This window comes from Rhizobium indicum, from assembly GCF_005862305.2.
GTDB classification, from domain to species: domain Bacteria; phylum Pseudomonadota; class Alphaproteobacteria; order Rhizobiales; family Rhizobiaceae; genus Rhizobium; species Rhizobium indicum.
In genome coordinates, this window is sequence record NZ_CP054025.1 from 181,102 (window position 1) to 204,544 (window position 23,443).

The window sequence follows — 23,443 nt, forward strand, 5'->3', positions numbered from 1 at the left end:
CAGCCACGTGTCGCAGCAACAAATGATGCTCCGCCGCCTTTACGGCGACGGAGCATCTGCATACTGCCCGAACTCAGTTCTTGACCGTGTCTTCCAGGAAGAAGCGGCCGAGCGGGTTCTGGTAGAAGTTCTCGATATTCTTGCGCGAGACGTTGATATAGGGGCTGTAATAGAGGTCGATCCAGTTGACGTCGTCCTTGGCCATCTTCTGCAGATCGACATACATCTGTTCGCGCTTCTTCGGGTCGAGCTCGAGACGCGCCTTGGCGACCAGTTCCTTCACCGCCTCGTTCTTGTAATTGGTCGAGTAGTTGTTGTTGGAATCGTGGCCGAGGACGAAGGTGGTCTTCTGGTCCGGATCGAGAATGTCGTTGGTCCAGTAATTGACCGAGACGTCGTAGTCGCCGGCAACGATCATGTCCCATTCCTGGCTCGGATCGACTTTCTGCAGATTGGCGGTGATGCCGGCCTTCTGCAGCTGCTGCTGGACGAGCACGGCCGTCTGTTCGTCGACTTCGTCGCCGGCGCGGACCAGATAATTCAGCGTCAGGTCGGAAGCGCCGGCGGCCGCCAGCAACTCCTTTGCCTTTTCGGGATCATAAGGCCGCTGCAGATTATCGGCATAATAATAGAGTGCGCCCTTCGGAATATAGGAGTTGGCGACGCTGCCCTGGCCGAAGGTGACGGTATCGACGATCGCCTTCTTGTCGATCGCGAGATCAAGCGCCTGGCGGACTTCCTTCTTGCCGAGCGCGCCATGCGCATGGTTGATCAGAAGATGGTCCTCACGGGTCGAAGCGTCGATATCGACGTTGAGGTTCGGGTCCTTTTTCAGCTCCTCGACACGAGAAAAAGGAACGAAGATCGCCGTATCCAGTTCGCCCGCCTGAACGTTCAGCATGCGGGTGTTGTCGTCAGGCACCGAGATCCACTCGACGCCGTCGAGCTTGACGCGGTCGGCCTGCCAGAAGTTCGGGTTCTTCTTGAGAATGACGCGGTCGCCGCGCCGCCATTCCTCGACCACGAAGGCGCCGGATGCGATCGGCTTTTCGCCATAGGCGTCGGGACCAAGCGATTCCATGCCCTTCTTGGAGATGACCGAGGCATTCGGCAGCGCCAGCGTCGACAGGAACGGCGCGGACTGGTTCTTGAGCTTGATCGTCAGCGTGTGCGCGTCGGTCGCCACGGCCGTGTCGATCACCTTATAGGAATCGCTCCAGAGCGAGGCGGCGTCATCGCGGATGCGCAGCAGGCTGTAGGCCGCGTCTTCCGCCGTCAGCGGCGAACTGTCGGAGAATTTTGCATCGCGGATCTTGAACGTGTAGGTCAGCCCGTCATCCGAGGTGGTCCAGCTTTCGGCAAGGCCCGGCTCCAGTTTCGTGCCTGTCTTGTCGACGCGGATCAGCACGTCGTAGACGTTGGAGAACACCCAGTTGTCGATGTTCTGCGCGGTCTTGATCGGATCGAATGTCGTCGAATCCTCGCGGCGGCCGATGGTGAGCACGCCGGCGGCCTCGGCATAGCTTGCGCTGAGCGTCAGACCGGCGAGCAGGGCTGCAAGCCCGATTGATTTCCACCTGTTTGTCATGAGTTCGTTCCCTTCGTTGTTATGGCATGCGTTTGATTGATTGAATCGGCATCGAATGCGGATCGTCCTTGCCGTCGGCGCCTTGCAGCAGCCGCTTGTCAGGATCGATGTCGGGAATGGCGGCGATCAGCGCCGCCGTATAAGGATGCTTCGGCCGCGCGAAGACTTCTTCGGAGCGACCTTCCTCGACGATCTCGCCGCGATACATCACGACGACGCGTTCGCAGAGATTGCGGACGATTGCGAGATCATGGGCGATGAAGATCAGCGTGAGGTTCATCTTCGCCGTGAGATCACGGAAGAGCTCGATGATCTGCGCCTGGATGGTGACGTCGAGAGCGGCCACACATTCGTCAGCGATGATCAGCTTGGGATCGACGGCGAGGGCTCGGGCGATGCCGGCGCGCTGGCACTGGCCGCCGCTCATGCTGCGCGGTTTGCGGCCGGCGAATTCGCGTTCGAGGCCGACGAGATCGAGCAGTTCGCCGATTCGAACAGGGATATCGGCCTTGGCGACCTTGCCCTGCACCTTCAGCACCTCGGCCAGCATCTGCCCGATCGTCAGCCGCGGATTGAGCGCATTATAGGGGTCTTGGAAGACCATCGCCGTCTCGCGCCTGAGCTTTGCCAGGCCAGCGCTTTTCTGCAGCGCCAGATCGACGCCGTCGAAAGTGACGTGACCCGAGGAAAGCGGGGTGAGGCCGAGCACGGCGCGGGCAAGCGTGCTCTTGCCGCTGCCAGATTCGCCGACGATGCCGACCGTCTCGCCCGGCATGATCTGCAGGCTGACGCCGGCAACGGCGCTGACCGTCTTCGCACCGCCCCTGAGCAGGGCGCCGCCCGCTCTGAAGCGCACATGGAGATCATCGATTTCGAGTAACGGCCTGGCCGGTTGGCTGGCTTCGGCAAGCTCGGGCAACGGCGCTGATATCGCGCCCGGCAGGGAAGGGTGGCTGTTGATCAAGTTGATCGTATAGGGATGCTGCGGCCGCGCCAGGATCGTCCGCTTCGGCCCCTCTTCGAGCAGTTTGCCGCCGCGCAGCACGGCAATACGGTCGCAAGTCTGGGCGACGATACCGAGATCGTGGGTGATCAGAATGATCGACAGGCCGCGCCGGTCGCGAATGTCAATCAACAGCCGCAGGATCTGCGCCTGGATGGTCACGTCGAGCGCCGTCGTCGGCTCGTCGGCGATCAGGATCTTCGGATTGCAGGACAGCGCCACTCCGATCATCGCCCGCTGCCGCATACCGCCGGAAAATTCGTGCGGATAACTGTCGTACTGGCGCTTCGGATCGGGGAAGCCGACCTGCGCCAGGATTTCCGTCGCCGCGGTGCGGGCCTCGCGGGCGCCGAGGCCCTGATGGTAGCGGATGCCCTCGGCAATCTGGTCGCCGATCCGCATGACAGGGTCAAGATGGCTGGTCGGGTTCTGGAAGATCATGCCGATCTCGCCACCGCGCACTTTCAGCATCTCGCCATCGTCGATCCGCATGAGATCGCGCCCTTCGAGCAGCACGCTACCGCTTTCGATCTTCAGCAGCGAGGAGGGCAGCAGGCGCACCAGGGAACGGCAGAACAGGCTCTTGCCCGAGCCGCTCTCGCCGACGAGACCGAGGATCTCGCCCTTGCCGAGGTCGAGCGAGACCGCATCGAGCAGCGTGCGTGGGCCGGGATCGACATGTGCCCTGACGGTGAGATCACGGACGGACAGCACGGAGCCGCTCATTCGTGCACCCCCAGCAGTTCGCCGAGCGCATCGCCCAGCATGCTGAAACCGAAGGCGAGGCAGACGATGGAGAGGCCGGGAAACAAAGTGATCCACCATGCGGTGGTGATGAAGCTCTGTCCTTCTGCGACCATAACGCCCCATTCGGCGATCGGCGGCTGGACGCCGAGGCCGAGATAGCTGACGGCAGCGCCGCTGAGCAGCACCAGCGTCGCATCGGACATCGAAAAGACGATCGAGCCGGCGATCGCGTTCGGCAGCAGGTGGCGGAACATGATGCGCGGGCGGCTGAAGCCGAGGCTGACGGCGGCAACGGCGTAGTCGCTGCCTTTCAGCACCAGCATCTGCGCCCGGATCAGCCGCGCATAGGAGACCCAGCCGACCAGCGCCATGGCGATGTAGAAACTGCCGAGGCCGGGCCCGAGGATCGCGATGATCGACAGCATCAGCACGAGGAAGGGGAAGGCGAGGATGATATCGACGAGGCGCATGAACAGCGCATCGACGATGCCGCCGAAAAAGCCGGCGATCGTGCCGACCGTCGTGCCGATCACGAAGGGGAAGATGACGCCGATCAGCGCCATCTGCAGGTCGAGGCGGGCGCCCCAGATGACGCGGGAAAGGATGTCTCGGCCGAAATTGTCGGTGCCGAAGGGATGCAACAATGACGGCGCCTGCAGGCGCACCTCGGCATTCTGCATGATCGGGTCGTAAGGCGCGACAATGGGCGCGCCGATCGCCAGCAGGACGAAGAACAGCAGCAGGCCGGCACTGAGCACAAGCATCGGCCGCCGGCCGAAGAACCGGCGCCAGCCGGGGGAGGCGGGGGCGATCGCCTCGATGCTCATAGCTTCACCCTCGGATCGACGGCGACAGTGACGATGTCGGCGATGAAGTTGATGAGCACGGTGGCGCAGGCAAAGACCATGGCGACGCCTTGAACCACCATATAGTCGCGTGAGAAGATCGCCCTGACGAGCAGCTGTCCCATGCCGGGCAGCGCAAAGACGCTCTCGACCACCACCGTGCCGCCGATCAGCCAGCCAATATTGACGGCAAGCAGGTTGATGGTGGGCACCAGCGAATTCGGCAGGACATGCCGCCAGAAGACGATCCCCTCCGGCATGCCGCGGGCGCGCGCCGCCGTCGCGACATCCGATTTCAACTGCTCGATCATCGCCGCCCGCAGGCTGCGCGTCAGCACGGTCGAGAGCGACAGCGCGACCGTCAGGCTCGGTAGTACGAGATGCGGCAGCTTTTCGCCGATCGTCGCACCATAACCCGAGACCGGCAGCACGCCGAGTTCGACGCTGAAGAGGATGATCAGCATCAGTCCCAGCCAGAAGGGCGGAAAACCGATGCCGAAGGTCGAGACGATGCGCACCGCATGATCCGGCGCCCGGCCGGCATTGCGCGCGGCGATCGCCGCCATCGGCACCGCGATCAGGACCGACAGCACGACGCTGGAGACGACGAGGGCGAGCGTCGGCTCGATGCGGGTGACGATCAGCTTCAGCACGTCGATCTTGTAGAGGATCGACTTGCCCATCTCGCCATTGGCGAGGTTCTTGAGGAAATAGACATATTGCAGCCACATCGGCTGGTCGAGGCCGTACTGGGCGCGAATGCTGGCGAGAGCCGCCGGCGTCGCGCGCGTGCCGAGGATGTTGCGCGCCGGATCACCGGGGATCAGCCTGACCAGAATGAACGTGATGACGCTGATGCCGAAGATCACGGGCAGGAACTGCAGCGGTCGCGTCAGAACGAATTTATAGCGATGCATGACGGCGATCGCCCCTTTGTCTTCGTCGGGTTCGGTCCGCTTCCTGTTGCATCAGCCTGCCTCGTGCCGGGCGAGAAAATCGAGAAGCGCCGGATAATAATCCTGCGGGTTCTCATAGAACGGCATATGGCTGGCATTGGCAAATACCTTCAGCTCGGCATTCGGCAGCGCAAGCTTCATCCTGAGCGCACAGGCTGGCGTCAGCTCGTCATGCTCTCCCGTCGTGATGAACACCGGCAGCGTCAGTCGCGGCAGATCGGGGATGCGGTTCCAGTCCTTGAGATTGCCGATATAGAGAAACTCGTTCGGTCCCTGCATCGTCTCATAGGGCACCATGTTCCAATCGTCGAGCGAGCGGCGCACCGGCGCCGGCCATTCCGGCAGACGGCAGACATGGCGATAGTTGAGGATGGTGACGGCGGCGAGATATTCCGGATGATTGTAGGTGCCCTGCGCCTCGTGCTTCTGCATCATCGACACGGTTTCGGGACCGAGCGCTGCGCGCAGCCGTTCCAGTTCCGAGATCAGATGCGGCATGTCGGCGACGGTATCTTCGAGGATCAGCGTCTTGAGGTTTTCGGGATAGGTCAGCGCATAGTCGATCGCCAGCCACCCGCCCCAGGAATGGCCGAGCATGTGGACCTTGCCGAGCCCCAGCGCCTTGCGCACCGTCTCCGTCTCCTCGACATAACGACCGATCGTCCAGAGCGAGAGATCGTCCGGCCGGTCGGAGGCGCCGGTGCCGAGCTGGTCGAAGGCGACGACGCGATAGCCCTTGTCGATGAGGCAGGAATGCGCTTCGCGCAGGTAATCGCAGGGCAGACCCGGCCCGCCGTTCAGGCAGAAAACCGTCTCTGTGCCGGTCCCGAAACTATAGGCAACGACGCGATAGCCATCGACATCGATCTCGAATCGTTCGTCCGGCTGTATTTCACGCCACATTGATCGCTCCGGCAGAAGATTTCGCTTGCTCAATATTTGGGCATGGCTAAATTTTTACCTTAAATCCCATTCTGTGCCAGCTATAAGAAGTGATAGGGTGGGCACCATGCCGAACCTGGGAGCAGCCCATGCTTGACGACCCCATTCTTGACGACATTGGAACGATCCGACGGCAGTTTACAGCGCACGAAACGCTGGACGGCCGAATCGACCAAGCCTTCGAGGCGATGAAGCAGATCGGCTTCGAGGCGCTGATCTACGACTATACACCCGTTCCCTACGATCTCGACGGCGCGATCATGATACCATCGCTGCTGAAGCTGCGGAATATTTCAGACGACATGCACGACTACTGGTTCAATCGCGGCTATTTCCGTATCGATCCGGTGCAGCAGGTGGCGCTGCGCACCTCCGCACCCTTCTTCTGGAACTATGACCCGGACGCCGACACGCTGATCAACCGTTTCATGAACGACGACACCGTGCCGGTGACCCGCTATTTAAGCGAACGCGATATGTCTACCGGTGTCACCGTCCCGGTTCATATGCCACGCGGCGACTATGCGACCGTCACCGGTATCCGCTTCGGCCGGAACAAAGATTTCGAACGGCACGCACTGCGCTATATCGCCGACTTCAACCTGCTTGCCCATGTTTTCCATGAGACCGCCTATTCGCTTTTCGATACGCGGGCGAAGAGCGTCGGCACGATCCGCCTGACCGAGCGGGAACGGGAATGCCTGCGCCATTCGGCGGAAGGCTACTCCGCCAAGGAAATTTCCCGCATCATCGACCGTTCCGTACCGACTGTCGTGATGCATCTGAACGCCGCGACAAAGAAACTCGGCGCGCGCAACCGCACCCAGGCCGTGGTGCGCGCCACCCATTACCGTCTGCTCGAAGACCGGCCGACCCATAATTGGCCACCCTATAACTTGTGATAGCTGCCTTCCCCGTTGCCGCCGCGTTATGCTTTTTTCATACCGCTAAGAGATGGAGACGCCCGTGGGCGAAGTCACGACCAACGAAGCCTATCTGCCCTTTCGCGACTATCGCACCTGGTATCGCGTCACGGGTTCGCTGGAGAGCGGCAAGCTGCCTCTCGTCGTCGCCCATGGCGGACCGGGCTGCACGCATGATTATGTCGATTCCTTCAAGGATATAGCCGCCCTCGACGGTCGTCCGGTCATCCATTACGACCAGCTCGGCAACGGCAACTCCACCCGCCTTCCGGAAAAGGGCCCGGATTTCTGGACGGTCGGCCTGTTTCTCGAGGAGCTGGACGCGCTGCTTTCCCATCTCGGCATTCAGCATCGTTACGCCTTCCTCGGCCAGTCCTGGGGCGGCATGCTTGGTGCCGAACATGCGGTGCGCCGGCCGCAAGGCCTGAAGGCACTTGTTATCGCCAACTCGCCGGCCAACATGCACACCTGGGTTTCGGAGGCGAACCGGCTGAGGCAGGAACTGCCGAAAGAGGTGCAGGACACGCTGCTGAAGCATGAACTGGCGGGAAGCCTCACCGATCCGGAATATATCGCCGCCTCGCGTGTCTTCTATGACCGCCATGTCTGCCGGGTGGTGCCGTGGCCGCCTGAAGTGGCGCGGACCTTCGCGATCATGGACGAGGACAACACGGTCTACCGTAACATGAACGGCCCGACCGAATTTCACGTCATCGGCACCATGAAGGACTGGACGATCGAGAACAGGCTCGACCGCATCGAAGCCCCGACGCTGCTGATCTCGGGAAAATACGACGAGGCGACACCCTTGGTGGTAAGGCCTTATCTCGAACGCGTTCCGGGCTGCGAATGGGTGCTCTTCGAAAATTCCAGCCACATGCCGCATGTCGAGGAAAAGCAGCTTTGCCTGGCGACCGTTTCTGGTTTCCTGTCGCGGCACGATTGAGAAAACTCGCCCGCGCCGGCTACACCGTTTCTTGCCGCGGCAGTGGCGCTTGCGATAGTCTCCGTCCCATTCAAGAGCGAATGGAACGGACCGATGAACGATCATCCGCAAACAGAAAGCGCGACAATCCTCGCAACCAGCAAGGGCCGTGCCTGGCGCGGTCTGGAGGCCGAGCTTTTGCGCATTCCGCCCGGCCGCACGCATATTTCAGGCACGCCCTATCATCGCCTCGGAATCCATGTCGGCCGACCGGTGCGGGCGCAATGCCGCTGTGACGGGCGGGAGCATCGCCGACTGCAGAAGCATGGCGATATCGACGTGGTGCCAGCCGGCCTCGATGGCGTCTGGGAGGACGACCGCGAATGCATGATCCTGCGGCTGAAGATCAGCAAGGATCTTTTCCATCGGGCTGCCATCGACCTCGGCCGCGATCCCGCGGAGACGATCGTGCCGCAATTTCAACTCCGCGATCCGCGGCTCGAGGCAATCGTCTGGGCCTTGAAGGCGGAAATCGAGGCGGATGTGCCGTCCGACAATCTCTATGCTGATACGCTGGCGACAGCCTTGGCGCTCCGTCTGGTCGAGGCCGGCGGCGATACCTCCCGTCCGGTGGATAACGGCAGAGCGCTCTCGCCCCGTCAGAAGCGGATGCTCACCGACTACATCGAGGATAATCTCGACACGTCGCTTTCCCTTGCAGAACTGGCAGGTCTTGCCGGACTGAGCCTCTCGCACCTGAAGACGCAGTTTCGAAACAGTTTCGGCATGCCGCCGCATCAGTATGTGATGCATCGCCGGATCTCGCGTGCCGAGGCACTGATCCGGAGCTCCAGCCTGCCGCTGAACCAAATCGCGCTGGAAGCAGGCTTCGCGCATCAAAGCCATATGGCAAACAGCATGAAGCGGCCGCTTGGCGTCAGCCCCGGCACCATCGCCCGCCTGCGTAATTGACGAAAAAAGGCCGATCCTGCAACGGATCGGCTGAATGCGCAGGCAATGCCCCTGGCGGCAGTACATCTTCCTTCGACAGCGAACAGAGGAAGGAATGATCATGTTTGTCATCTTCGGCGCCACCGGCAAGGTCGGCAAGGCAACGATAACAAGGCTTCGGGCCGAGGGCGCACCCGTCAGGGCGGTGCTCCGTGATCCCGCCAAGGCTGCGCCCCTTGCGGCACTCGGATGCGAGATCGCCATGGCCGAGGTCGGCGATGTCGAAGCCATGGCCGCCGCGATGAAAGATGCGACGGCTGTACAGCTCATCTGCCCGATCGATCCGCGCGCCGCCGATGCCAGCCGCCAGATGCTGCAGTCGATCGAGCGGATGGCGGAGGCGATCGATGCCGCCCGGCCGCCGCGCATCTTGGAGATCTCGGATTACGGCGCGCATCTGACGATCGATACCGGCATTACCAGCTTGTTTCGCGCGATGGAGGAGCGGTTCCGGCGCTGCAGCACCAGGGTGAGCTTCCTGCGTTCGGCCGAACATATGGAAAACTGGGCACGCTACCTGAAGATCGCCGGCGAGACCGGCGTGATGCCGAGCATGCACCAGCCGCTGGCACGACCCTTCCCGACCGTCTCCGCCGCCGATATCGGTGATATGGCCGCCGACCTTCTGCTGGCTGACCAGGATCATGGCCCTTCGCCGCGGATCGTCCATGGCGAGGGGCCGCGCGAATACACGGCGCTTGAGATCGCTGCGGCCGTGGGGCGGTTATCGACTCGGCGCGTCGTCGCACACGAACTGCCGCGTGCCGATTGGCCGGCAACGTTGATCCGCGCAGGACTTTCGGAAAGTTACGCCGATCTGATCGTCAGGCTCGGCGATGCGCACAACCAAGGTCTGATCGGAGCGGAAGCCGGCGTCGGTGAAATCCGCCGTGGCCGCACGGGGCTTTCCGCTGCCCTTGAACCATTTCGTCCCGACATCCGGCAGGCTGTGTCGCGATAGCCTCAATCACGCATGGGGAGGAGTCCTGCCGGGGACCCTCTATCGGCGAACCAGCCATTTCTTGGCAACACGGCAAGCCATCGTATAGGCCGGGTCGAAGACATTGCCGACATCATAGCGCACCACCTGGCCGAGCAGATGGCTGGCCGCCGTTCTGTCCAGGCCGTAATCCGCTGCCAGCCAATTCAACATTTCGCTGGTGGCGTGCTGGAGCGCCTGATCGAGGGGCCGGGCGTTGCCGATGGTGAAGATGTCTTCGGCCGTTTCTCCGCGCGGCCAGACCAGTCCGGCCTTCTTTTCCACCGTCAGCCGTACCGTGACCTCGAATGTCGTCTCGACGCCGGTTCCGACGATTTCGCCATCCCCTTGCACGGCATGGCAGTCGCCGAGAAAGAACAAGGCGCCGGGGGCCGCTACGGGCAAGCGGACCGTGGTGCCGGGGCCGAACAACCGATAATCCATGTTGCCGCCATATTCGCCGCTGGTTGCGGTCGATATCGCCTGGCCGAGGCTGGGCGCCACGCCGAAGCAGCCGATCATCGGGGCGAGAGGCAGAACGAAATTTTCGAGGCCGCCGACCGGCTCGGAAAGCCTGACGGTCAGGGCTTCGCGGTCGATCGCCCACATGGCGATATCGCGCGGCGGCAGGTCGCGAACCGCCTCGGGATCGACCACATTGGCGGCGACGACGCTGCGGGTAAAACCCGTGTCCCTGGTCGGGATCATGCTGATGATCTCGACCTTCAGCGCATCCCCGGGCTCGGCACCTTCCACGAAGATCGGGCCGTTCATCGGATTGGGGCCGGATGCCTGCTTGACGCCGTCCTTCCCATGCCCGGCAGCATCGAGCGTCTCGGTGACGACGGTATCGCCGTCGGCGATGTGCAGGGCCGGCGAAACAGAGCCGATGACATTGTGAAAGCTCGTCGGAATGAAGCGGTGAGTGGTCATGAAAATACAGCTCTCGCTCGTTTCGAATGTCATGAGCCTGCGGCTGAACTGCCCGGCGGAGAGAGTGCGAGACTACTGCATAATTCCGTAAATCGGAATCGATTTGCGGATAAAATTATGCAGCAATTCAAAGTGCTACAGCGTCCTTTGCGCGTCTTTTCAGACGCGCGGCGCGGTAGATCGGAGATTGCCGGCAATGCCAATACCCGCGGCACCACGCAATCCCGATCGCGAGGACCGAAGGGATCATTTATGAACCATAGATCGGAAACGCCTCGCACAAAGCGCAGACTTGTGTGCGCACCTCCGCCTCGGACTCGGCGATGCCCTCCGGGTTCTGCGACAGCGCATCGATAACAGTCAGGATCAGCACGCCGATCTTTTCGAACTCGGCTTCACGGAAGCCGCGCGTGGTTCCGGCCGAACTCCCCAAACGAATACCTGAGGTAACGAAGGGCTTTTCCGGATCGTTCGGGATTGCATTCTTGTTGCAGGTCAGGCCCGCGCGTTCCAGCGCAATTTCAGCCACCTTGCCGGTTACGCCTTTCGGGCGCAGATCAACCAGGACCATGTGACTGTCCGTACCACCCGAAACGATCCCGAGGCCACCGTCCTTCAGAACTCTTGCCAGGGCTTGGGCATTGGAGATGACCTGGCCGGCGTAATCGGCAAACTCAGGCCGCAGCGCTTCACCAAATGCCACGGCCTTGGCAGCAATGACACGCATCAGAGGGCCGCCCTGATTGCCGGGGAACACAGCGGAGTTCAGTTTCTTCGCCAGTTCGGCATCATTGGTCAGGATGACACCCCCGCGCGGCCCGCGCAGGGTCTTATGGGTCGTCGAGGTGACGATATGGGCGTGGGGTACCGGGTTTGGGTATTTGCCGCCTGCGATCAGACCGGCGTAGTGGGCCATGTCGACCATCAAATAGGCCCCGACCTCGTCGGCGATCTTGCGGAACCCGGCAAAGTCGATCTGGCGAGGATAGGCCGAGGCACCTGCGACGATCAACTTTGGCTTCGTCTCCAGAGCCTTTTCGCGGACCTTTTCCATGTCGATGAGATGTGTGTCGGCATCGACTTCATACGAGACCACATCGAACCATTTACCCGACATGGTCACCGGCGATCCGTGGGTGAGGTGCCCGCCATGGGCGAGCGACAGACCCATGATCCGATCTCCGGGCTGCAGAAGCGCAAGGAAGACCGCTTGATTGGCCTGCGCGCCGGAATGCGGCTGCACATTCGCGAATTCTGCTCCGAAGAGCTGCTTCAGCCGGTCGATGGCCACCTGCTCGACCTTGTCGACGAATTCGCAGCCGCCGTAGTAGCGTTTCCCTGGGTAGCCCTCGGCATATTTGTTTGTCAGCACCGATCCTTGCGCCGCCAGAACGTCCCGAGAAACGATGTTCTCCGAAGCGATCAGCTCGATCTGGGTCTTCTGCCGCTCAAGTTCTTCGGCGATGGCGCTGGCAACCGCCACGTCGGAAACGGTGGTTTGTGACAAACGGTCAAACATTGGATTTTCCTTTCAGGATAAGGCGATTTCTGCAGCAAGTTCCTTGCTGCCGATTTCAAACAGATGGCCGAGGTGCGGTGCGAAACTATTCCAGATGTCCATACGGAAGCGGTCCCCGGAATCGCGCCACAAGATCACCGTCGTTCCGTCGCAAACCGTCCTGCGACCCTCACCGACCGGGATGATCTCGATGTCGCGGGCGCAGCCGAGCGCCAGCAGCTCCACCGCTTTCGGGCCCTCGATCTCAAGCGTGATCTCACGCCCTGAAATATCGACAAGGCTGTGGGGATGCTCGACATGGATTGCGTCACAGGCGGCAATAAGCCCAGTCACCTCACCGACGGGGACGAGGATCGTCCATTCGTCGGGACCTAGCCGGATGACTTCGGTTTCGCCGGCGATGACGCGCCGGCCGATCCGATCAGGAAGCGTCAGACCGAGAGCCTTGTTCAGCGCCGCAGGGTCGCCGCGGGAGCGCAGCGACAACCGTCCCCGCTCCGGCAAGACTGCGACCCGTACGGCTCCGGTTTCGACCAGGACGCCGGGTGTCAGAGAAGAAATCTGCGTGCTCATCTTCATCTCCGGGTCAGATTTTCAGGCGGGTGTTTTCGGGATCGACAAACACGGTCCCGGCAATTTTCGCGGCAATGGTGCGGTCGGGCATCGGGATGTAGACCGTCTCTCCAATCCGGTCGTGGCCTCCCTCGACAAGCGCCAGCGCGATCGGCTGGCCGGCTGCGTCCGAATGATAGGAAGAGGTCACATGCCCCACCATCGTCATCGGAATTGCCTGCTTCGGGTCGAAGACGATCTGCGCTCCTTCTTCCAGCTTCGAGCGATCCTCGGTGAGAAGGCCGACAAGCTGCCTGCGGCCTTTGGCCACCAAATCCGGGCGCGCTAAGCCACGCTTGCCGACAAAATCCGGCTTGTTCTTGCCCACGGCCCAGCCCATACCCGCATCATAGGGCGTGACGGTGCCGTCAGTATCCTGACCAACGATGATGTAGCCCTTTTCGGCTCGCAGAACGTGCATCGTTTCGGTGCCATAGGCGGTGATGCCATATGACTGGCCTGCTTCCCAGAGCGTCTCCCATAGCCTGCGCCCGAGAGGCGCGGGCACGTTGACCTCGAAGCCGATCTCGCCGGTAAAGCTGACACGGAACAGTCGTGCAGGCATCCCGGCGACGGTGCATTCGACGCAGGACATATGCGGGAAGGCTTCCTCCGTCAGTTCGATCCCCTCGACCAGCGGCGCCAGCAGTTTGGCCGCATTCGGACCATTCAGCGCAACGGTCGACCATTGTTCGGTGGTCGAGGTCAGCCAGACGTTGAGGTCGGGCCATTCGGTTTGGAGGTAGTCTTCCATCATATTCATCACACGCGCCGCGCCGCCGGTGGTGGTTGTGACGTGGAAGCGATCCTCGGTCATGCGGCCGATGACACCATCGTCACGGATAAAACCGTCATCGCCCAAAAGCAGACCGTAGCGGCATCGCCCCGGCGCAAGCTTCGACCAGGGGTTGGTGTACATACGGTTCATGAATTCGACCGCATCGGGACCTGCGACCTCGATCTTGCCGAGAGTCGATGCATCGAAGATGCCGAGGCTTTTGCGCACGGCCCGGCATTCACGGCTCACGGCAGCGTCCATATCCTCGCCCGGCTTCGGAAAATACCAAGCGCGGCGCCACTGTCCGACCGGCTCGTAAACCGCGCCATTCGCTTCGGCCCACGAGTCGATCTGCGTTTTGCGGGTGACCTCGAAATGAACGCCGCGATGATAACCTGCAAAAGCTCCGAAGGTCGTCGGCGTATAGGGCGGACGGAAGGTGGTCAGACCGACCTCGGGCTGGCGTCTGCCGAGCGCATCGGCAGCGATGTTCAGACCGTTGATATTCGACATTTTTCCCTGATCGGTCGCCATGCCGTTGGTCGTGTAGCGCTTGACATGCTCGATGGATCGCATGCCCTCGCGGACGGCCAGACGCAGGTCCTTGGCGGTCACGTCGTTCTGGTAGTCGACGAAAGCCTTGGCCTTGCCCGGATTGCGATCGGTCGGCAGCTCCGTGTGTGACACGCCAGTGCCGGTCCGGTCATGATCTACGGCATAGCCGATCGACGCACCGGTTTTGCCGAGGGCGGCAGCGATCTCGCGACCGCGCTCGGCGCCATCTTTCAATGCCGCTTCGATGCCCCAGAGCCCTCGTCCGGCTCCAGCGATCACGCAATCCTCGCGGGTGAGCGCCGGCAGGAAGGTCGTGCGTTCGTCGTCCCATGCGATCTTGCCCTGGGTATGCGAAAAAGATGCAAGGAGGGCGTCCAGCCGCCCGACATCAGTACGGCATCGCATTTGATCCTGTGCCCCGAGTGGACCGTCTTGCCATCGACCCGGCTCACGCCGACCGAGTTGACGCGCAGACGCCCCGAAGTCGACGTTACCGTATGAGACAGCTTGACCGGAATTCCCAAGGCGCGGGCTTCATTCACCAGCTCCTCCCGTACGTTGTTACGGGTATCTACGATCGCCTGGACGCGGGCGCCCGCGCCGTGAAGATCGAAGGCTGCGTACCACGCGCTGTCATGGCTGGTGACGACGACAGGCATATTGCCGACCCTGACGCCATAGCGGTTCAGATAGGTTTGGGCCGCACCGGCCAGCATCACACCCGGACGGTCGTTGCCATGGAAGACCAGCGGCTTTTCAAGCGCACCCTGCGCCAGCACGACCTGGCGCGCCCGCACCCGCCACAGGCGTTCGCGTGGCGTATCTTTGGGCAGGGCCCCGAGGTGATCGGTCAAACGTTGGCACAAGCCGATCATGTTCTGGTGGTAATAGGCGATTGCTGTGGTCCGGGTCATGATTTTGACGCCCAGATCATCGAGAGCTTTCAACTCGGCAGCCAGCCAGTCCCATGCCGGGCGTCCGTCGATATGGGCCTGCGGCTCGGACAGAAGCGTACCGCCGGCTTCACCGTTTTCGTCCACGACGACGACCTTCAGGCCATCGACCGCCGCCGCGCGCGCTGCCGCCAGCCCCGCCGGTCCGGCGCCGACGATCAAGACGTCGCAATGCATGTTGCGAGACGCATAGGTGTCCGGATCCGTCTCCTTGGGAGACACGCCCAAACCGGCGGCCGCACGGATGAAGGGCTCATAGACCTTGTTCCAGAAACTCTTGGGCCACATGAACGTCTTGTAGTAGAAGCCTGCCGAAAACAGCATGTAGGCGGCGTCGTTGACCGCCCCCACGTCGAATTTCAAGCTGGGATACTTGTTCTGTGAGTTGGTTTCGAGCCCGTTCCAGATTTCCTGAACGGTAGCGCGGGTATTCGGCTCGAAGCGGCCGGGGCCGCGCCGCGTGCCGATCAGCGCATTGGGCTCCTCCGAACCCGCGGCAATAGGGCCGCGTGGACGGTGATATTTGAACGACCGCCCCATCAGATGAACGCCGTTCGCCAGCAGCGCGGAGGCTACCGTGTCGCCCTTTGCGCCGTGATAAGCCTTGCCGTCGAAGATGAAGACAACAGGACGTCCGGTGTCTACTCGGCCGCGACCCGAAACGCGATACTGGTTCATTTCAGCACCTCCGAACCGGCTGGCAGGCCGGGCAATGTAGCAAGATCGGGGCGCAGCTCGCCCGCTGCATAGGTTGTCAGGAACCGATCGCTGACCGTGTCGCGCACCGCGTTGAAAAACCGGCCGCAACCATGCAGGTGCCGCCAGCGTTCGTAGTGCGGGCCTTTGACGTTGGCGCGGATAAACAGAAACTCCTCCCACTGCTCGTCGGACTGTGACGAAGGATCGGACGCGCGAACGATGTGGGCCTGGCCGGCGTAGGTGAACTCCGCCTCGGGCAGGGTTTCATTGCAGTAAGGGCAACGGATCAGCAGCATCAGTTATGTCCTCAATGTGCTACGGCGGCGGCGGCGGCTTCGTCGATCAGGCGGCCGGAACGGAAGCGTTCAAGCGTGAAGGGCGCATTGATCGGATGCGGTTCGTTTTTCGCGATGGTCCAGGCGAAGGTGTGCGCCGCTCCCGGCGTGGCCTTGAAACCGCCGGTGCCCCAGCCGCAATTGACGTACAGCCCGGGAACCGGTGTCTTACCGAGAATAGCCGAGCGATCGGGTGTGACATCGACGATGCCGCCCCATTTTCGCAGCATCCGCATGCGGTTGAAGATGGGAAAGATCTCGACGATGGCGGCGATCGTATGCTCGATCAGCGGCAGTCCTCCACGTTGCGAGTAGGACATGTACTGATCGGTCCCCGATCCAATGACCAGTTCGCCTTTGTCTGACTGGCTGATATAGGCATGGACCGCATTCGACATCACCACGCACGGGAAAATTGGCTTGATCGGCTCGGAAACCAATGCCTGCAGCGGATAGCTCTCCAGCGGCAACCGCACCCCAGCGGTTTCCATGACGACCGAGGTATGGCCGGCCGCCGAGACCGCAACCTTTTTTGCCTTGATAAATCCCTTGGCCGTTTCGACGCCGGCGACCGAACCGTCGGCGTTGCGGCGGATCCCGGTGACCGGGCAGTTCTCGATGATATCAACGCCTCTCGCCGCTGCACCGCGCGCATATCCCCAGGCGACGGCGTCGTGACGGGCTGTGCCAGCCCTCTCTTGAAGGGCGGCGCCCATCACCGGGTAGCGGGCGTTGGGTGACAGATCCAGGGGAGGGCAATATTCCTTGGCCTCTTCCTTGGTCAGCCATCGGTTGTCGACACCGTTCAGCCGATTTGCATGAATATGCCGCTTGAAGCTCTGAACGTCATGCACGGTATGAGCCAGCATGAGGCAGCCTCGACGCGAATACATGACGTTGTAGTTGAGCTCCTGGCTCAGCCCTTCCCAAAGATCAACCGCGTGATCGTAAAGGCGCGCACTCTCGTCATAAAGATAGTTGGAACGGATGATCGTCGTATTGCGACCGGTGTTACCACCGCCAAGCCAGCCCTTGTCGATGACGGCGACGTTGGTAATGCCGTGCTGGCTGGCAAGGTAATAAGCGGCCCCCAGGCCGTGGCCGCCGGCGCCGACGATGACAACGTCATATTCGGCTTTTGGCTCTTTCTGCGGCCATTGCTCATCCCAGTGCTTATGCCCGGTCAGTGCATGCCGCAAGAGATTGAGTGCGTTGAAGCGCGTCATGGCGTGCCTGCTTGTTGGAGATATGGTGGCCTGGAACGTAGAGAGATTTCACGACGCACGTCTGGACAATTGCGTCGCTTTGATTGAATATTTGCGCATGATCGCGCCTCGCACCAAAAAGCGCCTGAGTGTCGCTTTTCTTCTTGCCGACCGGTTCACGCTCTCGGCCTTCGCGAATTTTGTCGATGTGCTTCGCCTCGCCGCCGACGAGGCTGACCGCTCCCGGCCTATTCTATGCGAATGGACCGTTCTGTCGGACGACATGAACAGCGTGCAGTCGAGTTGCGGCGTCAAGGTGCAACCGGATACGCGTCTTAAACATGCGGAACGATATGATTACATCGTGGTCGTTGGCGGGCTGATCGGCGACAAGAGCGCGCTCACAGCCGAGGCAATCCGTTTTCTGAAGAGCTCCGCCGAAATCGGCGTCCCGATCATTGGGTTGTGCACAGGCGTCTTCATCCTGCATGAGGCAGGATTGCTCGACGGTTATCGATGCTGCGTCAGCTGGTTTCATCATCAGGATTTTCTTGACCGATTCAGCGCAGAGCAATTGGTCGCCGACCAGATTTTCGTCATCGACCGCGATCGGCTCACATGTTCTGGAGGTCACGGGGCAGCCCATCTGGCGGCTTTCCTGGTTGAGCGGCACGTGGGCCAGTCTGCCGCCATTAAAAGCCTGAACATCATGATGATCGACAACGCGTTAAGCGGAGAAAAGCCGCAGCCGGGTCAACAAACAAGGCGCATAGCGAGCGATCCGCTGGTGAAGAAAACAATCCTGCGCATGCAGCAAAATATCGAAGTACCGAAGACGGTCATCGACCTGGCGGACGAGCTTGGCGTCGGACGACGGGGGCTCGAGCGGCGGTTCCTGACGGATCTGAAGATCAGTCCGGCCAAGGTCTATCTCGAACTCCGGCTGGATCGAGTGCTTTCGCTTTTGCGCACCACGGACTGGACGATCACGCAGATTGCCATGGCCACAGGGTTCTGTGACGCGCCACACCTGTCCCGGGCCCTGAGTGCTGAGCATGGGTTCACGCCGGGGGAATATCGCAAGGCGCAAGGCGGGCGCTCGACCAGCGCCGAGGAATTCGCCGTCGGCGTTCTTCTCCCGAAATCCTGATCCAGAGACTTCGCTCCCGACCATGGGAAAGCCAAAGCCAGCTATGCCGTTCCAATCGGTCGCTGGCGAAAACGGCATGAACGCGTCGATGCACATCACCACATTCGCGCGCAAAAACCGACGTCCGTAGGGCATTTCGGTCGCTCTAACGCGGCGAGAAAGGAGTGTATTTTCTTATAACAATCACTGTATACTCAGTTTATACATTTTTATTGACTCATGTCTCGGCCCATGCAAACCTGACTTTACTGGCGCAGATCATGTGATCTGCCCGACACGGCGATGTGCAGGAGGTTTACGTGAGAAGCGGCAAAAACGATCTATACGACGATCTCAAGCGGCAGATACTGACGATGGAGCTCGACCCCGATCAGGATCTGGACGAGGTAGGCTTGAGCGAGCAGTACGGGCTTTCGCGCACGCCGGTTCGGGAAATCTTCCGACGTCTCGAAGGCGAGGGCTACGTCGACATCCGGGCGAACCGCGGCGCGCGCGTCATCCCGATGAACCACCAGACGCTCAGGCACTTCTTTCTGGTCGCGCCGATGATCTACGCAGCGATCGGTCGCCTCGCCGTCCAGAACTTCAAGCCGAAGCAGCTCGGAAACCTTAAGGACACGCAGGAACGCTTCCGCACGGCAAGTGTGTCCGGCGACGCTCTCGCGATGGTGCTGGAGAACAACCGGTTCCACGAGATCATCGGCGAGATGTCGGCCAACGCCTATCTGCAGCCGAGCCTCGGCCGCCTGCTCATCGACCACGCGCGGATCGGCCACACCTTCTTCCGGCCGCGCAACGACGACATGCGCCAGCGGCTGCAATTGGCGGTCGAACATCACGACGGCTTCATCTCCGCCATCGGTGCCCACGATGAGGACGCGGTCGTCGACCTGGTGTTCGAACATTGGGAATTGTCGCGGGAGAACATGGAGATGTTCATTGCGCCACAGGGAATGAAGGCTGACGCACTCGTCGAAGTGCCCGCCGCAGCGATGGAGAAATCGTCTTGAAATTCGAAGGTATCTACACTCCGGCGGTGACCCCGCTAAATCCTGGTGGGCAAATAGACAGGCCAGCATTCGCCGCTGTACTGGAATCGCTGATCGAAGCGAAGGTCCATGGCATCATCGTTGGCGGTTCGACCGGCGAATATTATGCGCAGAGCGCCCAGGAGCGTTTTGAGCTGGCCGCCTATGCCAAGGATGTCATCGGCTCACGCCTGCCGCTCATCATCGGAACGGGTGCGACGCGGACGGAGGACTCCGCCGAATACGCCAAGGCCGCGAAGGAAATCGGCGCCGATGCTATCCTGGTGTCCTCCCCTCCGTATGCGCTGCCCACAGAGCGCGAGAATGCCGTTCACGCGCTCACCATCGACCGTGCAGCCAACATGCCGATCATGCTCTACAACTATCCGGCCCGCATGGGCGTCGTGATGGGCGAAGAATATTTCGCCCGTGTGGGCAAATCGAAGAACGTCGTCGCCATTAAGGAAAGCTCCGGCGACATGGCCAATCTCCATTTGCTGGCCCGCAAGTTCCCGCACATCTCGCTGTCCTGCGGCTGGGACGACCAGGCGCTCGAATTCTTCGCCTGGGGGGCAAAGAGCTGGGTCTGCGCCGGCTCGAACTTCCTTCCGCGTGAACACGTGGCTCTCTACGAAGCCTGCGTGAACGAGAAGAATTTCGACAAGGGCCGCGCCATCATGACCGCGATGCTGCCGCTGATGGATTTCCTCGAATGCGGGAAGTTCGTCCAGTCGATCAAGCACGGTTGCGAACTGATCGGTCTCAGCACGGGGCCGGTTCGCGCGCCGCTTCGCCCGCTCAATTCGGAAGAAAAAAGAACCCTCCAGACTGTCGTTACCACCTTGAAGCGCACGGTCGCCCAGATCACGTCGGGAGCAAATCATGCATGAACCTTTGACAGCCGCCGAATACAGGGCAATTGCCGCAAGCCTCCAACTGGCCACCAACGCCTTCATCGATGGCGCCTTCCGTCCGGCGAATTCGGGAAAGACGTTCAAAACAACCAATCCTGCGACCGGCGACCTCCTGGCCGAAATCGCAGCCTGTGACGCAAGCGATGTGGATGATGCTGTCGCCAAAGCCAGGCAGTCCTTCGACGATGGCCGCTGGCACCTTCAGTCTCCCGGCGAGAGGAAAGCCGTTCTCCTCAGATTCGCCAAGCTCCTTGAAGAAAATCGCCATGAGCTCGCCGTCATGGAGAGCATCGACAGCGGTAAGCCGGTTCGCGAATGCCAGACCGTCGATATTCCGGATACCATCCACACCATTCGTTGGCACGCCGAACTGATCGACAAGCTCTACGACAACACCAATCCTGTGGGACCAAATGCGTTGACCATGGTGGTGCGCGAGCCCATCGGCGTCGTCGGCTGCGTTCTACCCTGGAACTTTCCCCTGCTGATGCTGGCCTGGAAGATCGGTCCGGCGCTTGCAGCGGGCTGCTCGGTGATCATCAAGCCAGCCCAGGAAACCACGCTGACGACGCTTCGTGTCGCCGAGCTTGCCCATGAGGCGGGTATTCCGGCTGGCGTTCTCAACGTCGTCACGGGAAGCGGCAAGGATGTCGGCGAACCGCTCGGCATGCACATGGACGTCGATATGGTGGCCTTCACCGGATCGACGCCGACCGGCCGGCGTTTCCTGCGATATGCAGCAGACAGCAATCTTAAGAAAGTCGTCCTCGAATGCGGCGGTAAAAACCCGGCGGTCGTGCTGGACGACGCCGAAGACCTGGATCTCGTTGCCGAACAGGTGGTCAACGGTGCCTTCTGGAACATGGGCGAGAATTGCTCGGCGACATCGCGGCTTATCGTCCACTCCAAGATCAAGGACGAACTGCTCGAGCGCATCGGTGCCTATATGCGCGAATGGAGGACGGGCGACCCGCTCGACCCTGACAACCGCATCGGCGCACTGGTCAGCAAAAATCACTTCGAGAAGGTGAAGTCGTTCCTCGACGACGCAAAGGCGGAAAAGCTGGAGATCGCTCATGGGGGAGAAACGCAGAAGGGCATCTTCATCGAGCCGACGGTGGTTGATGGCATCACGCCGCAGAGCCGGCTTTTCAGGGAAGAGATTTTCGGACCCATCCTGTCGGTCACCACCTTCAATTCCCTCGACGAGGCCGTGGCGCTCGCCAACGACACGAATTATGGCCTGACGGCATCGGTCTACACCGGCAGCCTGCGCAAGGCGATCAGGCTCTCGCGCGAAATCCGCGCTGGACTGGTCACCGTCAATTGCTTCGGCGAGGGTGACGCGACCACCCCGTTCGGCGGTTACAAGGAGTCGGGTTTCGGCGGACGCGACAAGTCGATCTTTGCCCACGACAACTATTGCGAACTGAAGACGATCTGGATCGACATCTCGGAACGCTCGGTGGACGAGACGATCCGATGATCACCAAGTCCGTCAAACGCTTGCCGGTCGAAAACGGCATCTCGGGTTGGGAGGCGATCAGTCGACGTTCGTTTCCGATCCGAAGCCTCGATGGCAACGTGACCGCGGACTGGCTGATCGTCGGCGCGGGCTTTGCGGGCCTTTCCGCCGCCCGTCGTCTGCTCGAACTGCGTCCGGACGACAAGATTGTCATTTTGGACGCGAGCGAATTGGGGAAGGGGACGTCGGGTCGCAATTCCGGCTTCATGATCGACGTCCCGCACACCCTTTCATCCAGTGAATATTCGAGCGGCGGCTTGAACGCCACTCGTTTGGAGATGGAGCAGAACCGTTCCGCGATAGCCTTCGCCAAACAGGCGGCGGAAGAATACGGAATGTCTCGCGAGACGTTTGATCCGGCCGGAAAGATCAACGCTGCGGCCACGGCGAGGGGCCTGAAGCTGAACCAGAGCTTCGGAGAATCGCTGACCGGTGCAGGCGAAAAGCACAGCTATCTCGACGCCGCGGATATGCGCGAGATCACCGGAACGGAATTCTATCGCGGTGGAATCTATACGCCGGGGGCGGTGCTGATCCAGCCCGCCGATTACATCCGGAGCTTCGCCCAAGGGCTCTCCGGCAGGGTGGATATCTTCGAGCGCTCTCCCGTCACGTCGTTGAAGCGGGAAAACGGGACCTGGATTGCAACGTCCCCTTGCGGCAAGGTCGTCGCCCCGAAGGTTATCCTGGGCGTCAACGGACATATCGACGACTTCGGCCATTATCGCGGTCGTCTGATGCATATCTTCGCCTATGCCTCGATGACTGCCCCTTTCTCCGACGACGACATCGGCCGCAAGGCGTCGGGACGGGAGAGATGGGCATTGCTTCCGGCGGATGCGATGGGAGCTACGGTCCGTAAGATCTCCTCTTCAGGCCAGTCCCGGATCGTGATCCGGACCAAGTATACTTACGAAACGAAGGTGGCCGTGACCGAACGGCGGATGGCGAAGATGGCCAAGGCCCATCGGGCTTCGCTCGATGCGCGCTTTCCCGCCCTCGAGGGCATACCGTTCGAACATAGCTGGGCCGGGCGCCTTTGCCTGAGCCTGAACCACGTGCCCGCCTTCGGCGAGATCGAAGAAGGGCTTTACTCCGCCTGCTGCGAAAACGGGCTGGGTACCGTGAAGAGCACGCTCGCCGGCATGATGGCGGCGGAACTGGCGACCGGGACCACGTCCCGGCATCTCGAACAATACATGGATCACCCCGAGCCGTCCCGGCTTCCACCCGAGCCCATCGCATGGCTGGGCATCAATTCGGTGATCCGTTTGCAGGAATTGCGTGCAGGCCGCGAGGGATGATCCCTTGCCGCGCA

The 23,443-nt window shown here is 61.2% G+C and carries 19 protein-coding genes and 1 pseudogene; 9 read left to right on the forward strand and 11 right to left on the reverse strand.

Translation table 11 applies throughout. The annotated features are described in order from the left end of the window. Positions 1-73: 73 nt before the first annotated feature. From FFM53_RS34210 to FFM53_RS34230, 5 genes are read right to left on the reverse strand one after another with little or no spacing between them, the layout of a single operon-like run. Positions 74-1,588: an ABC transporter substrate-binding protein gene (locus FFM53_RS34210; RefSeq protein ID WP_138389909.1), complete on the reverse strand. Its 1,515-nt coding sequence runs from the start codon at positions 1,586-1,588 to the stop codon at positions 74-76. Between the two features lie 19 nt (positions 1,589-1,607). Further along, on the reverse strand, positions 1,608-3,317 hold the full coding sequence (locus tag FFM53_RS34215; protein ID WP_138389908.1) for a dipeptide ABC transporter ATP-binding protein: 1,710 nt from the start codon (positions 3,315-3,317) through the stop codon (positions 1,608-1,610). Beyond that, positions 3,314-4,165, reverse strand: a complete 852-nt coding sequence (locus FFM53_RS34220) for an ABC transporter permease (RefSeq protein WP_113545375.1) — start codon at positions 4,163-4,165, stop codon at positions 3,314-3,316. Before FFM53_RS34220 ends, FFM53_RS34215 begins: the two co-directional genes overlap by 4 nt. Then, entirely contained in the window at positions 4,162-5,100 is a 939-nt protein-coding gene (locus FFM53_RS34225) for an ABC transporter permease (protein ID WP_138334132.1), read from the reverse strand. The genes FFM53_RS34220 and FFM53_RS34225 overlap by 4 nt, the downstream gene beginning before the upstream one ends. 51 nt (positions 5,101-5,151) lie before the next feature. Next, positions 5,152-6,042, reverse strand: coding sequence for a proline iminopeptidase-family hydrolase (locus tag FFM53_RS34230; protein WP_138389907.1), 891 nt, complete (start codon positions 6,040-6,042; stop codon positions 5,152-5,154). A 128-nt stretch (positions 6,043-6,170) separates the two neighbouring features. Between FFM53_RS34230 and FFM53_RS34235 the strand changes: the two genes are divergently transcribed. The 4 genes from FFM53_RS34235 to FFM53_RS34250 all read left to right on the forward strand — a co-directional run bounded on the left by FFM53_RS34235 (position 6,171) and on the right by FFM53_RS34250 (position 9,901). Continuing rightward, positions 6,171-6,983, forward strand: coding sequence for a helix-turn-helix transcriptional regulator (locus FFM53_RS34235; protein WP_173863104.1), 813 nt, complete (start codon positions 6,171-6,173; stop codon positions 6,981-6,983). Positions 6,984-7,047: 64 nt separating this feature from the next. After that, the gene (locus tag FFM53_RS34240; RefSeq protein ID WP_138389906.1) at positions 7,048-7,950 is read left to right on the forward strand and encodes a proline iminopeptidase-family hydrolase; all 903 of its coding nucleotides are present in this window, start codon (positions 7,048-7,050) and stop codon (positions 7,948-7,950) included. A 93-nt stretch (positions 7,951-8,043) separates the two neighbouring features. Next, entirely contained in the window at positions 8,044-8,901 is an 858-nt protein-coding gene (locus FFM53_RS34245) for a helix-turn-helix transcriptional regulator (RefSeq protein WP_138389905.1), read from the forward strand. Positions 8,902-8,995: 94 nt separating this feature from the next. Continuing rightward, positions 8,996-9,901, forward strand: coding sequence for an NAD(P)H-binding protein (locus FFM53_RS34250; protein WP_138389904.1), 906 nt, complete (start codon positions 8,996-8,998; stop codon positions 9,899-9,901). A gap of 39 nt (positions 9,902-9,940) precedes the next feature. On the opposite strand, the gene FFM53_RS34255 is transcribed toward FFM53_RS34250, so the two are convergent. The 6 genes and pseudogenes from FFM53_RS34255 to FFM53_RS34280 form a co-directional block, all read right to left on the reverse strand. After that, positions 9,941-10,852, reverse strand: a complete 912-nt coding sequence (locus FFM53_RS34255; protein ID WP_138389903.1) for an acetamidase/formamidase family protein — start codon at positions 10,850-10,852, stop codon at positions 9,941-9,943. Between the two features lie 250 nt (positions 10,853-11,102). Further along, the gene (gene glyA, locus FFM53_RS34260) at positions 11,103-12,371 is read right to left on the reverse strand and encodes a serine hydroxymethyltransferase (protein ID WP_138389901.1); all 1,269 of its coding nucleotides are present in this window, start codon (positions 12,369-12,371) and stop codon (positions 11,103-11,105) included. Between the two features lie 12 nt (positions 12,372-12,383). Beyond that, the gene (gene soxG, locus FFM53_RS34265; RefSeq protein WP_138389900.1) at positions 12,384-12,944 is read right to left on the reverse strand and encodes a sarcosine oxidase subunit gamma family protein; all 561 of its coding nucleotides are present in this window, start codon (positions 12,942-12,944) and stop codon (positions 12,384-12,386) included. A 13-nt stretch (positions 12,945-12,957) separates the two neighbouring features. Beyond that, positions 12,958-15,947 (reverse strand): annotated as a pseudogene (locus FFM53_RS34270) (sarcosine oxidase subunit alpha). Next, a complete protein-coding gene (locus FFM53_RS34275) occupies positions 15,944-16,264 on the reverse strand; it encodes a sarcosine oxidase subunit delta (RefSeq protein WP_138334150.1) in 321 nt (106 codons plus the stop codon). Before FFM53_RS34275 ends, FFM53_RS34270 begins: the two are co-directional and overlap by 4 nt. A gap of 11 nt (positions 16,265-16,275) precedes the next feature. After that, a complete protein-coding gene (locus tag FFM53_RS34280; protein WP_138389898.1) occupies positions 16,276-17,529 on the reverse strand; it encodes a sarcosine oxidase subunit beta family protein in 1,254 nt (417 codons plus the stop codon). 97 nt (positions 17,530-17,626) lie between these two features. Between FFM53_RS34280 and FFM53_RS34285 the strand changes: the two genes are divergently transcribed. The 5 genes from FFM53_RS34285 (at position 17,627) to FFM53_RS34305 (ending at position 23,429) form a co-directional block, all read left to right on the forward strand. Then, entirely contained in the window at positions 17,627-18,658 is a 1,032-nt protein-coding gene (locus tag FFM53_RS34285; RefSeq protein ID WP_138390064.1) for a GlxA family transcriptional regulator, read from the forward strand. Between the two features lie 353 nt (positions 18,659-19,011). Beyond that, complete coding sequence (locus FFM53_RS34290; RefSeq protein WP_210258953.1) at positions 19,012-19,668, forward strand: GntR family transcriptional regulator; 657 nt, start codon at positions 19,012-19,014, stop codon at positions 19,666-19,668. Further along, positions 19,665-20,576, forward strand: coding sequence for a dihydrodipicolinate synthase family protein (locus FFM53_RS34295; protein WP_138389897.1), 912 nt, complete (start codon positions 19,665-19,667; stop codon positions 20,574-20,576). Before FFM53_RS34290 ends, FFM53_RS34295 begins: the two co-directional genes overlap by 4 nt. Continuing rightward, entirely contained in the window at positions 20,569-22,086 is a 1,518-nt protein-coding gene (locus FFM53_RS34300) for an aldehyde dehydrogenase (protein ID WP_138389896.1), read from the forward strand. The genes FFM53_RS34295 and FFM53_RS34300 overlap by 8 nt, the downstream gene beginning before the upstream one ends. After that, positions 22,083-23,429, forward strand: a complete 1,347-nt coding sequence (locus tag FFM53_RS34305) for an NAD(P)/FAD-dependent oxidoreductase (RefSeq protein WP_138389895.1) — start codon at positions 22,083-22,085, stop codon at positions 23,427-23,429. The genes FFM53_RS34300 and FFM53_RS34305 overlap by 4 nt, the downstream gene beginning before the upstream one ends. The last annotated feature ends 14 nt before the right edge of the window (positions 23,430-23,443 follow it).

Coding starts and splice junctions, on each gene's coding strand:
- FFM53_RS34300 (WP_138389896.1), top strand. CDS start 20,569: ATGCATGAACCTTTGACAGCCGCCGAATACAGGGCAATTGCCGCAAGC.
- soxG (WP_138389900.1), bottom strand. CDS start 12,944: ATGAGCACGCAGATTTCTTCTCTGACACCCGGCGTCCTGGTCGAAACC.
- FFM53_RS34230 (WP_138389907.1), bottom strand. CDS start 6,042: ATGTGGCGTGAAATACAGCCGGACGAACGATTCGAGATCGATGTCGAT.
- FFM53_RS34280 (WP_138389898.1), bottom strand. CDS start 17,529: ATGACGCGCTTCAACGCACTCAATCTCTTGCGGCATGCACTGACCGGG.
- FFM53_RS34210 (WP_138389909.1), bottom strand. CDS start 1,588: ATGACAAACAGGTGGAAATCAATCGGGCTTGCAGCCCTGCTCGCCGGT.
- glyA (WP_138389901.1), bottom strand. CDS start 12,371: ATGTTTGACCGTTTGTCACAAACCACCGTTTCCGACGTGGCGGTTGCC.
- FFM53_RS34285 (WP_138390064.1), top strand. CDS start 17,627: ATGATCGCGCCTCGCACCAAAAAGCGCCTGAGTGTCGCTTTTCTTCTT.
- FFM53_RS34225 (WP_138334132.1), bottom strand. CDS start 5,100: ATGCATCGCTATAAATTCGTTCTGACGCGACCGCTGCAGTTCCTGCCC.
- FFM53_RS34305 (WP_138389895.1), top strand. CDS start 22,083: ATGATCACCAAGTCCGTCAAACGCTTGCCGGTCGAAAACGGCATCTCG.
- FFM53_RS34250 (WP_138389904.1), top strand. CDS start 8,996: ATGATCATGTTTGTCATCTTCGGCGCCACCGGCAAGGTCGGCAAGGCA.
- FFM53_RS34220 (WP_113545375.1), bottom strand. CDS start 4,165: ATGAGCATCGAGGCGATCGCCCCCGCCTCCCCCGGCTGGCGCCGGTTC.
- FFM53_RS34290 (WP_210258953.1), top strand. CDS start 19,012: ATGGAGCTCGACCCCGATCAGGATCTGGACGAGGTAGGCTTGAGCGAG.
- FFM53_RS34215 (WP_138389908.1), bottom strand. CDS start 3,317: ATGAGCGGCTCCGTGCTGTCCGTCCGTGATCTCACCGTCAGGGCACAT.
- FFM53_RS34245 (WP_138389905.1), top strand. CDS start 8,044: ATGAACGATCATCCGCAAACAGAAAGCGCGACAATCCTCGCAACCAGC.
- FFM53_RS34275 (WP_138334150.1), bottom strand. CDS start 16,264: ATGCTGCTGATCCGTTGCCCTTACTGCAATGAAACCCTGCCCGAGGCG.
- FFM53_RS34235 (WP_173863104.1), top strand. CDS start 6,171: ATGCTTGACGACCCCATTCTTGACGACATTGGAACGATCCGACGGCAG.
- FFM53_RS34255 (WP_138389903.1), bottom strand. CDS start 10,852: ATGACCACTCACCGCTTCATTCCGACGAGCTTTCACAATGTCATCGGC.